A 13,841-nucleotide genomic window follows, 5' to 3' on the forward strand; every position below is an offset into this window, starting at 1 on the left:
GCTATGATAGGTACTCCACTAGAACATTGTGCGTCAATTACCTACATTCGTTATTAGCCACAGAGAAACAGAAACAAATTTTCCTTCTGTGACATCAGAAACAATTGATTCCAACAAAAAAACGGCATATCTGCCGTTTTTTTGTCACACTCTTATTGAGCCTAAGGAAATAGAACCCCTGACCTCATCGCTGCCAGCGATGCGCTCTACCACGGATGGTCATTTACACACCCTTAATTTACATATTTTAAAGTTGATCCTTAAATCTGAAAACTTACATTTCTAAAAAATAATAAAGAACTCACTATTGAAAACAAAAACACATTAAATTGAAGGCTTAGTACACATTAATATTATTTTTCCTTCTGGCTTTAAGTGAATTGTTATTAGATCTCCATCAGATTCAATTTCATCTACGCTGATGTCTTTAGCATAGAAATTAAACTCTGGAGAACCCGATTTACTTGTAATTGATATCGCTGAAATAAAACTTGTTCCAGGAAATTTCTTAAAATTTATTTCATTGACTGGTATCTGGTTAATATCTAAATTAATGCTTCCAGAGACAATCCTACATTTCCAGATAGTCTCAAAATCCTTTAAATGCTCCCGGACATCATTTAAATTATTCAAATCAAACACCTCATTTTAGTAGTATACCGCAAACAATCAATAATTTTTCTATTGAGCCTCTAGTGGTTCTCCTCAGCTTTATCAGCAGTACCTGCAGCTGCTAACATTTGATACTCTTGAAGTTCGAGATGAACCTTTACTGCTTGTAGCCAACTCTCCACATTCCGATTAGAATCCATGTGACATAACTGTTCATACGTCATGATAGTAGCTACTTCATTATTTAATCTGGACTTCGCTTTTGAAATCTTCTTTTTTTGTTTTTCCTCAGTCAGCTCATTCCATGGCTTTTCCGATGAACTTTCATGCATTGTTTTTGCCACTAATTCCGGTACATCATCCGTTGAAGAAAATGAAATCTCAAATTTATATTCCTGTCTTATGGCATCATGATGAAGGTAGTTTTCCATTTCTCTTCCTTCGGTTATAAATGCTTTAGAACCATTCTTACGTCGATTTACTTCTTCATATTGAGCTTGATATTTCGGGGTCGCTCCTTCGTCACGATCATAAATATGTATCTCTGGAATCCCAAGCCCTCCCAAATAATTTGAACTAACCCAATCCTTTAATGTGCTTCCTCCCAAATGAAAAATAGCAATTCGAGGATCAGATTCAATGTCTGGGAAAATTGGATTTTGCCTATTCAGCATTCTACTAATATGGTTTAAGAAACGAACATCATGAGGGCCTTCTACACAAATAAATACTTTCACACGACTATCAGGTAATACCCCCAGTTGTTCTGCAATTCTTTTATATACATCAGGCTCACTATGTCTAACCCTCCTACTTCTATCAGGTTGTGCTTCGATATAACGTAGATTGTCCACATTGAGTAGACCAGCCAACCCCGGCACATGGGTAGTAGTAATAACTTGACAGTTATCTGTATTTGAGAGTTGTGTCAGCGCCTCTACCAACATTTTCTGGTTGTTAGGATGCTGTGCAGTTTCAGGTTCCTCAATTGCATAAATTACACTAGTCGACCCTGCTTCTAATTGCCTACGTTCGACTTCAGCGCGGAAGAAGTTGAGTAAAATAAGCCTACGAACTCCACTACCCCGCTTATTTATTGGAATTTGATTATCACTGGTGAGCGAAAGTTTAAATAGCCCATTCCAATTGGGTTCTGTCTTAAAGTGGGGTTCCAATTCATTAGCAAGATCAGCATCCATTTCCTTTAGCTTGTCCAACGTTCTATGAGCAACACTGATTACTTGATTCCGAACCGTTTCCTTTATACTTGCGAGTTCATCCTCCACACTCTTTATTGCCTCATTTATGGCGTACTTCATTGGATCTTGAACCTCAGAATCATCATCTTTACTTGGTCTATCAGCCTGAAAAAGTGCATATTGCGGTAGTTTTTTTAAAATACTTCCCCATACAGCTTTAGCGTTGTCATCATTTAGAGAGATCAATCCATCTTCTATTTGGAGGTCTTGAAAGCTGTTCCTAATAATGTTTCTTAATTGAGGGTTAGATCTCTGATCAACACCAGTCAAATCAATACTTAGTTCACGTGCACGTTTCTTTAAATCGGCATTTTTTAATTTAATTAGATCATTAGCCCCATCTATGCTTGGATGGCTCGAATAAGAGTACACAACTTCTCTAGGTGTCTTCAAATTACAATCATATTCTTTACGAATTTCTAGTTCTCCCTGCGAGTTCAATAAGTATTCGCCTTTAAAACTTGTCAGGGAATCCGTATCAAGAACTACTTGATCTGGAAGTTCAGCGAATACACAACCAATAACAACTTTCTTGTCTTCATTAAATACACATGCATCCGACTGCTCTATTTTAACCAAACTGTTGTTAAAAAAAATCTCAAGTGCTTCAAGAACAGTTGATTTTCCTACATCATTTTTTCCAATTAGAGCTGTAAAGTTATCAAAAGGGATTTGCACTTCATTCTTATAAGAACGAAAGTTCTTAATTATTACCTTCACTAACTTCAAAGAGAATCACCTCTGGCTCAAATTTTTCTTGTTTCGCTATAATCATATAGTTATTGTATCCTATTCCTATTGCAAAAACGAGAATATTTTTCCATTTACGACAGCAAAAGACCCCCACCAGTGGCAGGAGCCTCATCATAATCTAGTTCTCTTTACCTTACGCAAGCACTAATACTTTAATTTTACTCCACAATGATAAAGAAAAAAACGGCATCTCTGCCGTTTTCTCGCCAAACTCTTATGGAGAATAGGGGGCTCGAACCCCTGACCTCATCGCTGCCAGCGATGCGCTCTCCCAGCTGAGCTAATTCCCCAAATCAATAATCCTTACTTCAAAACCTTATTTTCACTGGTTGGTTTACGCTGCATGGTGTGCTCCCAGCTGAGCTAAGGCCCCAAGATATAAAATAGATAACTTGTCCAGCACTGCTACGTTCCACAGGCGACTTCTATATCATATAAAATCCAGCTTTCGCTGTCAATCACTTTTTCAAGATCCAAAGTGATTGGAGAAGAACAACCGATTTCTCTGGTACACACGGACTGGAACTCCAGACTGCTCTTCTCCCTTTACCAACTTCACTAATCCTCCAGATCGTCTTTGGACAACAGGGATTTCAGTTCTTTCATGAACATATTGATATCTTTGAACTGGCGGTATACCGACGCAAAACGGACATAAGCCACTTCATCGACTGGAAACAACTGTTCCATCAATAGCTCACCAATCTGGCGACTCTCCACTTCAGCATCGGCTGTATTACGCAGAGATTTCTCCACCTCAGATACCATCATCTCCAGGGTCTCTACGGAGACTGGACGTTTCTCACAGGCACGAATAAGCCCGCGGAGAATTTTGTCCCGGCTGAACTCTTCACGACTGCCATCTTTCTTAATGACAATCAGTGGAGTCTCCTCAATCATCTCAAACGTTGTAAATCTTCGGGCACACTGCTCACACTCACGGCGACGACGAATGGATTTTGCTTCGTTGGCCGGACGCGAATCAAGCACTTTGGTACCCATATAACCGCAATAAGGACACTTCAAAACAGATCACTTCCCACGTTTTACTTTTTACCACATATTCCCTGTACTGATTTTGTAATGAAAAACGCATTGCCGACACATAATACTTTTACCAACCCGCGAGGAGGTGAACAGCAATGGCACAAAGCAATGGTAACTCCAACAACTTGGTGGTAACTAAAGCTTCCGCAGCACTCGAGCAAATGAAATATGAAGTTGCTCAAGAACTCGGAATCAGCATCCCACAAGACGGATACCAAGGTAACATGACTTCTTACGAGAACGGTTCGATCGGTGGATACATCACGAAGCGTCTGGTAACAATTGCAGAACAGCAATTGGCAGGTCAATACCAATAATATCTGCATCGTAATACGCTACACAGAGGAGCATGGAGCGGCCGGTGAATAACCGGCCTGCTCTGTGCTTCTACTTATATACTTAGAACGTATTATAGATCTTTACATACTGATTATAATAGTAAATGACTCTTTGTACATAGTGACGCGTCTCACCAAACGGAATATCTTTCACTGTATCGAACGAGCCATCCCATACACCATCTCTAAGCCAACTGTTTACTTTGCCTGGTCCCGCATTATATGCAGCGATCATAACTGCTTCATTGCCATCGAATTGATCAGACAGATTCCGCAGATACCATGTACCTAATTGAATATTTCGTTCAGGCTCGTGCTTCAATTCCTCCAGCGAAGTGTCGGGAATTTTGGCTTGTTCCAGTATCCAATTCGCCGTGTCCGGCATCAGTTGCATGAGCCCAATGGCACCTCGTTTGGATTCCTTGCTTGTCTTAAAATTGGTCTCCACCTTGATAATGGAAGCAATCAGAAACGGATCAACCTCATAACTCTGAGATTGGGCACGGATCTCTTCCTTATAATGTATGGGATAGAACCATGCCATCCAGTTTGTATTCAGAAATAACACCAGTACAAAGGACACAAACATCAACAGCAGTAAACGTTTCTTACGCAATATTCTCATAACAAACCCTTACGCTGTAGATATGAGTCAATTTGCTGCTCCGTCGCAGGCCATAAGCCGCTGTTATCGATGACAATGTCTGCCAGCTGTTTTTTGCGCTCAATATCCATCTGTACATCCATTCGAGCCTCGGCCTGTGCTGCAGTCATTCCATCCCGACTCATCAAGCGATCTCGTTGCACCGATCTCGGAACATATACAACCATGACTTCCTCGAAACCGTCCTCCAGACCTGATTCGTAGAGCAAAGGAATATCAGATACCACAAGTTTATCCGGATGTTGCAACGCGTATGCAGCAGCCCGTTCGCGCATCTCTCTTCGGATCGCCGGATGTGTGATAGCCTCCAATGCCTTTCGTTCCTCTGGTTGTTCGAAAACAATACTTCCAAGCTTTTTCCGATCCAGTGTTCCATCTTCGTTCAGTATGGCTTGTCCAAACCGCTTAACAGCGGCGGCCAACACGGGATGCCCGGGCATCATAACTTCCCGGGCAATAACGTCTGCATCGATGAGCAACGCTCCCTTACTGGCGAGATAGGCGGAAACACTGCTTTTGCCTGTCGCGATCCCGCCGGTTAAGCCTATATTCATCGTTTCACCTCATAACAACTTCATTATTCCCATAATCATTAACAATAGCGCTGGCAATACAGACAGTCTTCGCATCCAGCGCAGAGCTGAGAATCGTAGGCCAACCTTCATGCCGAGTGACAGAAAAGCCCCACTAAACAGTGCAATAATGAGTGCTGTCCATAGTGTAGGGAATCCCAGAAGTGCCGCTCCCAAACCTGCTCCAAACGCATCCAGAGACAGGGCAATACCCAGCCACATCGCTTCTTGAGCAGATATACTCCCCGAGTTATCCATATCCGCCTTGGAGGGACTGCGAAGGATCTGAATGACAACGCCCAGCTTGCGCAGCTCCAGTGTAAATACCATTCGTTCCAGTGATCCATTTGAAGCCGACTGCTCCAGATCCAGTGCAAGCACCTGATTCCTGCCCTTTGAATCCGACAGTCTCTCTTGTGCTTCTCCCACTCCAGTTACCTTTGCTTCTGCTGCCTCACCCATTCCAGTGTCTGTTTCCAGCTGTTCTTTGCCTTGCTTTCGAATTAGTTGCAACAGTGACCATGCACCAATACCTATCAATATGACGGCTCCCACGATCGAAGCGATATCCGGTGACACCACATGGGACAACAACACACCTACTTGCATCGACAAGGCAATAACCAATCCTGAACAGATCGAAATAACAGCGATAGATAACAGGGGAATCTTAGTCCTCCGTAACCCATATGTAATCCCGACTCCAAAACCATCTAAACTAAGCGCCAAAGCAAGCGCCAGCAATGAAATAAAATGATGCAGCACCCCGGACTCCTCCTCTGTGCGGTACTCGTGCCAACTGAAGATGCCAGTATGGGTATACGCCCGCTTATTTCTGCCATATCAGTATATGGAGGGAGGAATCCAAGGGTGCTATGATTTCATCATTTCGTTCATTCAGTTCATGTTACAGCAGCTGACAGTTCGGACAAAAATGCGTGCCACGGCCACCAACCACCGTTTTTTCAATTAACGTACCACAAGTTGTACAAGGTTCTGATTTGCGTCCATAGATTTTCAGTTGATGCTGGAACATCCCCATCTCACCCTGTCCATTCACATAGGACTTGATGGATGATCCACCTGCATTCACTGCATCTTGCAGCGTAGCCACAATCGCTTCATGAAGCACCGTTAACTGAGCTTCGGTCAGTGTCTTGGCGATGGTCTCGGGATGGATACCTGCGCGAAATAGAGCCTCGTCCACATAAATATTCCCGATACCAACCACATATGCCTGATTTAAAAGTACAGCCTTGATTTTGGTTGTACGCTTGCCAACCGCCTCGCGGAATGCAGTTACCGTAAAGGCTGGATCAAGCGGCTCCAGTCCCAGCTTCAGCAGAGGTTTGGACACCAGTTCCTCACCTGCATTGAACAGATGCATCGTACCAAATTGACGCACATCCTTATAACGTAATTCCGTACCATCATTAAAATGGAAGATCACATGTGTATGTTTCTCCACATCTTCATGCTGCTCGTACACACCGTACCTTCCTTCCATCCGCAGATGGGAGACAAGCACCAGCCCGTCCAGCAAAATACGCAAAAACTTGCCGCGGCGCTCCACGCCAATGACGGTATGTCCCGCGAGTTCCATTGCAAATGCATCTATGTCGTCCGGCCGCTGAATAATCCGCGGCAAGCTAACGGTAACATGATCAATCGTTTTGCCCACAATAAGTTGATTCAATGTTCTTCTGACTGTTTCGACTTCCGGTAATTCCGGCATGATGTTCTCACCTCCCCTATATTATAACGGAAGATAGCGCTCAGCGGGACCCTTTTCTTATATCTCAAACATGGAAGGGCCTATTGTAAAATACCGGAAAAACCGCGCAGCACTTGATTTATTTCGCTTCGTACCAGTTATCACCAAAGCTGACTTCGGCTTTCAGCGGAACCGACAGTTCCAAAGCTTTTTCCATAACAGAAGGTACTAACTCTTTCATCAGTTCCAATTCATCCGCAGGCACTTCGAATACAAGTTCATCGTGCACCTGAAGCAACATACGGCTCTTCAACTTGCGTTCCCGCAACGCTTCATCCATCTGTACCATGGCCAGCTTGATGATATCTGCCGCTGTTCCCTGAATCGGTGTATTCATCGCCGTACGCTCTGCGAAGGAACGCAGATTGAAGTTGCTGGCATTAATCTCTGGCAGGTAGCGACGACGTTCCAACAGCGTTTTGACGTAACCATCCTGGCGAGCTTCCTTCACAATATCATCCATATATCGGCGCACACCCTGGAATACTTCAAAATACTGATCTATAAACTGCGCGGCCTCTTTACGTGTAATGTGCAGGTTCTGTGATAAGCCATAATCACTTATGCCATACACGATACCAAAGTTAACTGCCTTCGCGGAACGACGCATATCCCCATCCACATCCTCAGGCTTCACACCGAATACATCCGAAGCTGTCTTTGTATGAATATCCATATCGTTGACAAACGCTTCCTTCAAGCGCTCATCGTCCGAAATGTGGGCCAGTACTCGCAGTTCAATCTGGGAATAGTCTGCTGCCAAAATGGACCATCCTGGCTCGGAAGGAACAAATACCTTCCGGATTTTGCGACCTTCTTCCATCCGAATCGGAATGTTCTGCAAGTTCGGGAATTGACTGCTAAGTCGTCCCGTTGCAGCAATGGTCTGACGATAATACGTATGCACCTTGCCATCCCGATTGGATATCTCTTTGAGCAATCCTTCCACATAAGTGGATTGCAGCTTGGCAAGCTGACGATATTGCAGAATATGCTTGACCACATCATTATAAGGAGCCAATTTCTCCAATACTTCCGCATCTGTGGAATAACCCGTTTTTGTTTTCTTCACCACTGGCAAGCCCAGTCTATCAAATAAAATCTCACCCAGTTGCTTTGGTGAATTCAGATTAAATTCCGTTCCTGACAGCTTGTAAATCTCAGCCATCAACCTGCTGATCTGTTCTTCAAACTCACTGCCCAAAGCCTGTAGATCGGCTGTATTGGCCTTGATACCCTGTTTCTCCATGTCCGCCAATATGCGTGACAAAGGCATCTCCAGTTCATGGAACAGTGAATTCATCTCATCGGTTTCCAACACCTGCTCCTGAAGTGGAATAATGGCTGCTACTGCAGCAGCCTTCCGACATAGGAAATCCCCCAGTATTTCTACTTCCGGTACCTTGTACTTGGCCCCTTTGCCCATAACCGTGTCATCCTCCACAAGTGACGGCAGACCATACTTGGTCGTGAGTCCACTAATCGTCTGGTTGGATTCCGTTGGATCAAGCAAATACGCTGCCAGTTGTACATCAAATGACGCACCAGCGAATTCAATGTCATGCGCATGCAGGGCCAGGTCCACACGATGAAGATCATAACCGCGCTTCGGCTGCTCTGAATCACCAAGCCATGCCCGCACTGGAGCAGCAGCCTCGGAATGAAGCAATTCGGGAGATATGAACGTATACATTCCAGCGGAACCTACAGCTAGTCCAATCAGTTTCGCTTGGTGCGGGTTATCCCCATGTGTCTCCACGTGGAGCACATCAATGGAATCGAGGGAACTGAACAGCTCACTGATGTTGTCCTCTGTTGCAATGGAGGATTCAACTTCGGCAGCAGGGACCGCTTCCTGTTCAGAACCGATGCTGCCACTGAACGACAGGCGTTCGAGCAAGGATTTGAATTCCAGCTTGGCCAATGCAGGGCCCGCATTTTCTTCTTTTAATCCAGCGAATTGCATATCCTCCCACGTCTGCTCCAGCGGAACTTCCCGGTGAATCGTCGCGAGTTGTTTGCTCATCCGGGCATCTTCGGCATGGGCCTCGATCTTTTCTTTCATCTTGCCTTTCAGCTCACTAGTGCCGTTCAGCACATCTTCTACCGATCCGAACTGGTGCAGCAGCTTCAACGCTGTTTTCTCTCCAACCCCGGGAATCCCTGGAATGTTATCGGACGCATCGCCCATCAGACCCTTGAGATCAATAATTTGCAGCGGCGTCAGACCATAACGCTCCTTAATCTGAGCAGGATCATACAGCTCAATATCGGTTACCCCTTTACGCGTCAGCCCGATATGTACATGTTCGGAAGCAAGCTGCAGCATATCTTTGTCACCCGATACAACGAGCACCTGTCTACCCGCTTCATCTGCGCGTTTGGTTAACGTTCCGATGATGTCATCCGCTTCAAATCCAGCGAGCTCAAACTGAGCAATGCCAAGTCCTTTCAGCAGTTCTTTGAGCAAAGGGAATTGCTCTGACAACTCTGGTGGTGTTTTCTCCCGTCCACCCTTGTATTCCTGATACCCTTCGTGGCGGAACGTGATTTTGCCTGCATCAAATGCAACCATGACATGTGTAGGCTTATGCTCTTCAAGCAATCTCAGCAGCATCGTAGTGAAGCCATATACCGCATTGGTATGCAGACCTTTCGAGTTGGTCAGAGGCGGCATTGCAAAAAACGCCCTGTAAATAATGCTATTTCCATCTATGAGAATAAACTTGTCCATTCCAGCACCTCGCGTATTATATGGTCAACCTCTTCAAATTACATCTACTCTCATGATACCATACCCACCTGTCACATCAAAAAGAATAGCCTCTTTCACTTCACATTTAATCACAAAAAAGAACCTTCTCCACAGACAGCTGTACACAGCCTACCTGAGAGAAAGTCCTTTTCCATTCATATGATTGCATTACTTAATCAGTACTGATTCCCCAATTCCAAAGTAATGCTCTTCCTATTGATTCAGATCCGGGCGTTTACCTGTCACCAGGTATACCGTGCTCTCACCAATGTTGGTTGCATGATCGCCAATCCGTTCAATGTAACGTCCAACCATCATCAGCAGCATAGCCTGTGAAGCCTGATTAGGATGCTCTGACATTAACGTGTAGAGATCACTGATCATGTGGCTGTACAGTTGATCGACCTGATCGTCTGTCTGAGCCATTTTGTAGGCCAGGTCTGTGTTTTCTTTCAGGAAAGATTCGATGGATTCATCAATCATGGATTTCACGATTTCTGCCATTTGCGGGATATCCACCAAAGGTTTAATTAGCTTCTGTCCATCCATACGGAGTGTCACCTTCGCCACGTCGAGCGCAAGATCTCCCATACGCTCCAGATCACTGGAGATTTTGAATGCCACGATAATACGTCTGAGATCCTTTGCCACCGGCTGTTGTGTGATGATCAGTTTGGAGCCAAGTTCCATAATTTTGTCTTCAAGGGCATTCAGATTCGCATCATTCTTGATGATGACCTGAGCTTTCTCCGCGTTCATCGTTTGTAAACTCTCAATAGCACCATCCAATGCTGCTCCTACATGTTCACCCATTTGTTTGAGCAAGGTACGCAGCTCTTCAAGCTCCTGATCAAATTCTTTTCTGCGAATCATAGATTTCATGTCCTCCTTATCCATCATCTCCGGGTATGCCGGGATCATTCCAATTCAGCTCGCTTAACCGAACCTTCCAGATATATAATCCTCGGTCCGGGAATCTTGCGGTGTGGAGAATAACGTCTCCGTATCAGCTGCCTCCACCACTTCACCATTCAGGAAAAATACCGTGCGTCCAGATACCCGTGCCGCCTGGTGCATATTGTGGGTAACCATAACGATCGTGTACTTGTGATGCAATTCTTTCACTAGCTCCTCAATCTTCAATGTGGAGATCGGGTCGAGTGCAGACGTTGCTTCATCCATCAGCAGAACGTCAGGCTGTACAGCCAGCGCCCGTGCAATACAGAGACGCTGTTGTTGTCCGCCGGACAAACTAAGTGCCGACTTTTTCAATACATCCTTTACTTCATCCCATAGGGCAGCATGGACAAGACTTTGTTCCACCAACTGATCCAGTTCAGCCTTTTGGGTTACCCCGTGCAAGCGCGGTCCATAAGCCACGTTATCGTATATGGATTTTGGAAAAGGATTCGGTTGTTGGAACACCATGCCAACTCGTTTGCGTAGTGTCTCCACTTCAATCTCATTACTGTAAATGTCAGAGCCATTCAGCATAACCTGTCCTTCCACACGAACACCCGGAATCATGTCATTCATCCGGTTTAACGTGCGAAGCAATGTCGATTTACCACAACCTGACGGCCCGATGAACGCAGTAACGGTTTTTTCCGGCAGATCCATCGATATATTTTTAAGCGCGTGATGCGTATCATAATATAAATTAAGATTTTCAATGTGAATGAGGTCCTTCATGGATGTTCACTTCTCCTTCGCTGCAGGGACACGGAAACTCCCTTTACGTTGAGACCGATACTGATAATCTTTCATCGCTGCTCGGCCATCTTTAATATCCTACCCTTTCATTGTAAAAACAGTATCACTTTCATGTTAACGGAATGTAAAAAAGACATCCTTAACCTTCATGATCTGCTTGATGGATCAATCTGATTGCTGATGCCTGCTTTATTGACTACTTTATAGTTTACTCACTATTCGAAACCATCTCATCCAGCTTCGTACGAATGTGCTCTGCAACTTCTCCAGCTTTCCCGCCTTCCATGGCGATCTCCTCTGCTATACGAGACAAATCTCTCACCGCACTGTTCAGTTGTCGGAACGTTGCTCCCCCTGCGGTGACATGCACCGAACTGTCGTCAATCTCCGCTCCGCTTGCCTTAACCAGTTCAACAGTCTGAAGGGTCAATCCACCAATATTCTCTAACAATGAAGACATGTTCCCCGCAACCTCACGGGTCTGTTTTGCGAGCGCTCGAATCTCGCCTGCAACAATCTGAAAACCTCGTCCATATTCACCGGCATGAGCTGCTTCGATGGAAGCATTCAGGGCGAGGAGACCACTCTGATCTGCCAGGGATCGAATAGAATGTGCCATGCCTGAGCCTGTTTTGATCGAATTCAGCATGTGATCCGCATGTTGTCCTTGACTCTCCATATGCTGATGTACCCGGTTATAGGAAGCATCAACGTGTTTCAAACTCTCTTCGCCCTGCTTGGACAATGCCATGATCTCACGGGCCTCATGTACAGTCTGATTCGCTGCATTCACCAGCTTGGTGACCGCATTGTTGATTCTGGATATCTCCTGTCTGCTCTCGGTTACTGTACGTATGCGCTCTTCCGTAACAGCCTGTTGCAATCTGCGAGATAGCGACATTACGTCCCGCATCGTCAACACACCAAGCAGTCTGCCTTGGTCCGTAACCAACAGACAATCGTAGAAATGCTGTTCATTCCGTCCAAGTGCGATATCAATAATCGTTGCGGCTTCCATATGAATATCTGCAATAACCGGAGATGTATTCACTACTTGTATGACCGGCTTACGGTAGAATAGATCTGCGGCAAAACGGCCATTTAACATCCGATATAACGTCTCTCGCATTAACAATCCAGTAGGTTTCATCTGCTCATCACACAATACGATACATGGGTGTTCCTGATCCTGATTCATCATCGTGGCAGCTTCTCCACAGGTGGTATGGACTCCGGCGACAGGTACCTGACGATAATAGTCATGCAAATGGATCACAGATTCTTCAGCAACTAGTGCTACTTCAGTTTGCTCCATTATGGGTGTCGTTAATTCTTCATTATGTAAAACAACATGAGGCTGGTCAGGTTTCACTTCGAGCAACATGGGCATAAATGCGCAATCTCCTTTACGTAATACCTCCGTCTTGAGGTGGGTTATGTAGGTACAAAGTATCACTCAGATAAGTCCATGCTACTCCCTCTACGTAAAGAAAAATCTTCCTTTATGTTAAATGAACGTAAAATAAAACTCCCCGATCATTGCTAACTTGAATGATGGGGAGTTTTTCTTTTGACAACCAATTTATAACCTACACCACGAATGGAATCAATGTGAACCGATTCCGGGTCCAGCTCCAGCTTTTTACGTAATGAACTGACGTGAACGTCCACGGTTCGTTGACCTCCGATATAATCGAAGCCCCACACAGCGTTCATCAGATCATCCCTTGTCAGTACCACACCCGGCTTTTTGGCCAAATATAGAAGTACTTCGAACTCTTTCGGACGCAGACTGATGGATTGTCCACCCAGTGTCACTTCATATTTCAGAGGATAAATCTCCAGCTCTCCCAGAATAATTCGTGAGCCATCCTTGTCCTCAAGCTGCGGTAAATCTTCACCATTGGAATAACGTCTTAATACCGCATCCACTCGGGCTAATAACTCAGATACACCAAACGGTTTGGTAATATAATCATCGGCACCTGATTTCAGTCCCTGTACAACCTCGGCTTCACCGTTCTTGGCCGTCAGAATGATAACCGGTGTACTAACACCCTGTATTCTTAACTTGCTCAGAATGTCCAGACCATTCATGCCCGGAAGCATCAAATCCAGCAAAATGAGATCAAATTCCTGGGACAAGGCCCGATCATATCCTGCAGATCCGTGATCCTCTGCCGTAACGTCATAACCTTCCTGTGTCAGGTTATACGTGAGTAATCTTGATAATGTAGGTTCATCTTCAATAACTAGTAAACGCTGTGCCATGATACCCCTTCTCTCTTCATAGGTTGTCTGTTGCCACAACACTTTTTCTATCATAGCACTAATTTGTTAACGCGGTGTAAAAC

General features: G+C 44.8%; 13 protein-coding genes and 1 tRNA gene. 1 reads left to right on the forward strand and 13 read right to left on the reverse strand.

Annotation, left to right across the window (positions count from 1 at the left end; genetic code table 11):
* Positions 1-324 precede the first annotated feature (324 nt).
* The 4 genes from PAEAM_RS26075 to nrdR form a co-directional block, all read right to left on the reverse strand.
* Positions 325-633 (reverse strand): hypothetical protein, encoded by a 309-nt coding sequence (locus tag PAEAM_RS26075; protein WP_100529448.1) that lies wholly within the window; start codon positions 631-633, stop codon positions 325-327.
* 59 nt (positions 634-692) lie between these two features.
* A complete protein-coding gene (locus PAEAM_RS26080; RefSeq protein ID WP_243391492.1) occupies positions 693-2,591 on the reverse strand; it encodes an ATP-binding protein in 1,899 nt (632 codons plus the stop codon).
* Positions 2,592-2,841: 250 nt separating this feature from the next.
* A tRNA-Ala gene (locus PAEAM_RS26085) sits at positions 2,842-2,914 on the reverse strand.
* Positions 2,915-3,182: 268 nt separating this feature from the next.
* Positions 3,183-3,650, reverse strand: coding sequence for a transcriptional regulator NrdR (gene nrdR, locus PAEAM_RS26090; RefSeq protein ID WP_036609807.1), 468 nt, complete (start codon positions 3,648-3,650; stop codon positions 3,183-3,185).
* A 116-nt stretch (positions 3,651-3,766) separates the two neighbouring features.
* On the opposite strand from nrdR, the gene PAEAM_RS26095 reads away from it, so the two are divergent.
* A complete protein-coding gene (locus PAEAM_RS26095; RefSeq protein ID WP_017689472.1) occupies positions 3,767-3,988 on the forward strand; it encodes an alpha/beta-type small acid-soluble spore protein in 222 nt (73 codons plus the stop codon).
* An 82-nt stretch (positions 3,989-4,070) separates the two neighbouring features.
* Here the strand turns inward: PAEAM_RS26095 and PAEAM_RS26100 are convergent, their stop codons facing one another.
* From PAEAM_RS26100 to PAEAM_RS26140, 9 genes are all read right to left on the reverse strand, one after another.
* Positions 4,071-4,634: a lytic transglycosylase domain-containing protein gene (locus PAEAM_RS26100; protein WP_100529450.1), complete on the reverse strand. Its 564-nt coding sequence runs from the start codon at positions 4,632-4,634 to the stop codon at positions 4,071-4,073.
* Positions 4,631-5,227, reverse strand: coding sequence for a dephospho-CoA kinase (gene coaE / locus PAEAM_RS26105; RefSeq protein ID WP_100529451.1), 597 nt, complete (start codon positions 5,225-5,227; stop codon positions 4,631-4,633). The genes PAEAM_RS26100 and coaE overlap by 4 nt, the downstream gene beginning before the upstream one ends.
* A gap of 9 nt (positions 5,228-5,236) precedes the next feature.
* Positions 5,237-6,010, reverse strand: a complete 774-nt coding sequence (locus tag PAEAM_RS26110) for a manganese efflux pump (RefSeq protein ID WP_036670002.1) — start codon at positions 6,008-6,010, stop codon at positions 5,237-5,239.
* Between the two features lie 142 nt (positions 6,011-6,152).
* Positions 6,153-6,980 (reverse strand): DNA-formamidopyrimidine glycosylase, encoded by an 828-nt coding sequence (mutM, locus tag PAEAM_RS26115; protein ID WP_036669994.1) that lies wholly within the window; start codon positions 6,978-6,980, stop codon positions 6,153-6,155.
* Between the two features lie 118 nt (positions 6,981-7,098).
* Positions 7,099-9,753, reverse strand: coding sequence for a DNA polymerase I (gene polA, locus PAEAM_RS26120; RefSeq protein ID WP_100529452.1), 2,655 nt, complete (start codon positions 9,751-9,753; stop codon positions 7,099-7,101).
* A gap of 234 nt (positions 9,754-9,987) precedes the next feature.
* Positions 9,988-10,647: a phosphate signaling complex protein PhoU gene (gene phoU, locus PAEAM_RS26125; protein ID WP_036609819.1), complete on the reverse strand. Its 660-nt coding sequence runs from the start codon at positions 10,645-10,647 to the stop codon at positions 9,988-9,990.
* 63 nt (positions 10,648-10,710) lie between these two features.
* A complete protein-coding gene (gene pstB / locus PAEAM_RS26130) occupies positions 10,711-11,466 on the reverse strand; it encodes a phosphate ABC transporter ATP-binding protein PstB (protein WP_036609821.1) in 756 nt (251 codons plus the stop codon).
* A 229-nt stretch (positions 11,467-11,695) separates the two neighbouring features.
* A complete protein-coding gene (locus PAEAM_RS26135; protein WP_100529453.1) occupies positions 11,696-12,877 on the reverse strand; it encodes a methyl-accepting chemotaxis protein in 1,182 nt (393 codons plus the stop codon).
* A gap of 152 nt (positions 12,878-13,029) precedes the next feature.
* Positions 13,030-13,758, reverse strand: coding sequence for a response regulator transcription factor (locus PAEAM_RS26140; protein ID WP_036609823.1), 729 nt, complete (start codon positions 13,756-13,758; stop codon positions 13,030-13,032).
* Between the last annotated feature and the right edge of the window lie 83 nt (positions 13,759-13,841).

The organism is Paenibacillus sp. GM1FR, from assembly GCF_002803315.1.
Lineage (GTDB): Bacteria > Bacillota > Bacilli > Paenibacillales > Paenibacillaceae > Paenibacillus > Paenibacillus amylolyticus.

What these genes read in the sequence shown, in the direction of transcription:
- PAEAM_RS26095 (WP_017689472.1), top strand. Translation starts at nt 3,767, where the DNA reads ATGGCACAAAGCAATGGTAACTCCAACAACTTGGTGGTAACTAAAGCT.
- PAEAM_RS26100 (WP_100529450.1), bottom strand. Translation starts at nt 4,634, where the DNA reads ATGAGAATATTGCGTAAGAAACGTTTACTGCTGTTGATGTTTGTGTCC.
- coaE (WP_100529451.1), bottom strand. Translation starts at nt 5,227, where the DNA reads ATGAATATAGGCTTAACCGGCGGGATCGCGACAGGCAAAAGCAGTGTT.
- mutM (WP_036669994.1), bottom strand. Translation starts at nt 6,980, where the DNA reads ATGCCGGAATTACCGGAAGTCGAAACAGTCAGAAGAACATTGAATCAA.
- polA (WP_100529452.1), bottom strand. Translation starts at nt 9,753, where the DNA reads ATGGACAAGTTTATTCTCATAGATGGAAATAGCATTATTTACAGGGCG.
- phoU (WP_036609819.1), bottom strand. Translation starts at nt 10,647, where the DNA reads ATGATTCGCAGAAAAGAATTTGATCAGGAGCTTGAAGAGCTGCGTACC.
- pstB (WP_036609821.1), bottom strand. Translation starts at nt 11,466, where the DNA reads ATGAAGGACCTCATTCACATTGAAAATCTTAATTTATATTATGATACG.
- PAEAM_RS26135 (WP_100529453.1), bottom strand. Translation starts at nt 12,877, where the DNA reads ATGCCCATGTTGCTCGAAGTGAAACCTGACCAGCCTCATGTTGTTTTA.
- PAEAM_RS26140 (WP_036609823.1), bottom strand. Translation starts at nt 13,758, where the DNA reads ATGGCACAGCGTTTACTAGTTATTGAAGATGAACCTACATTATCAAGA.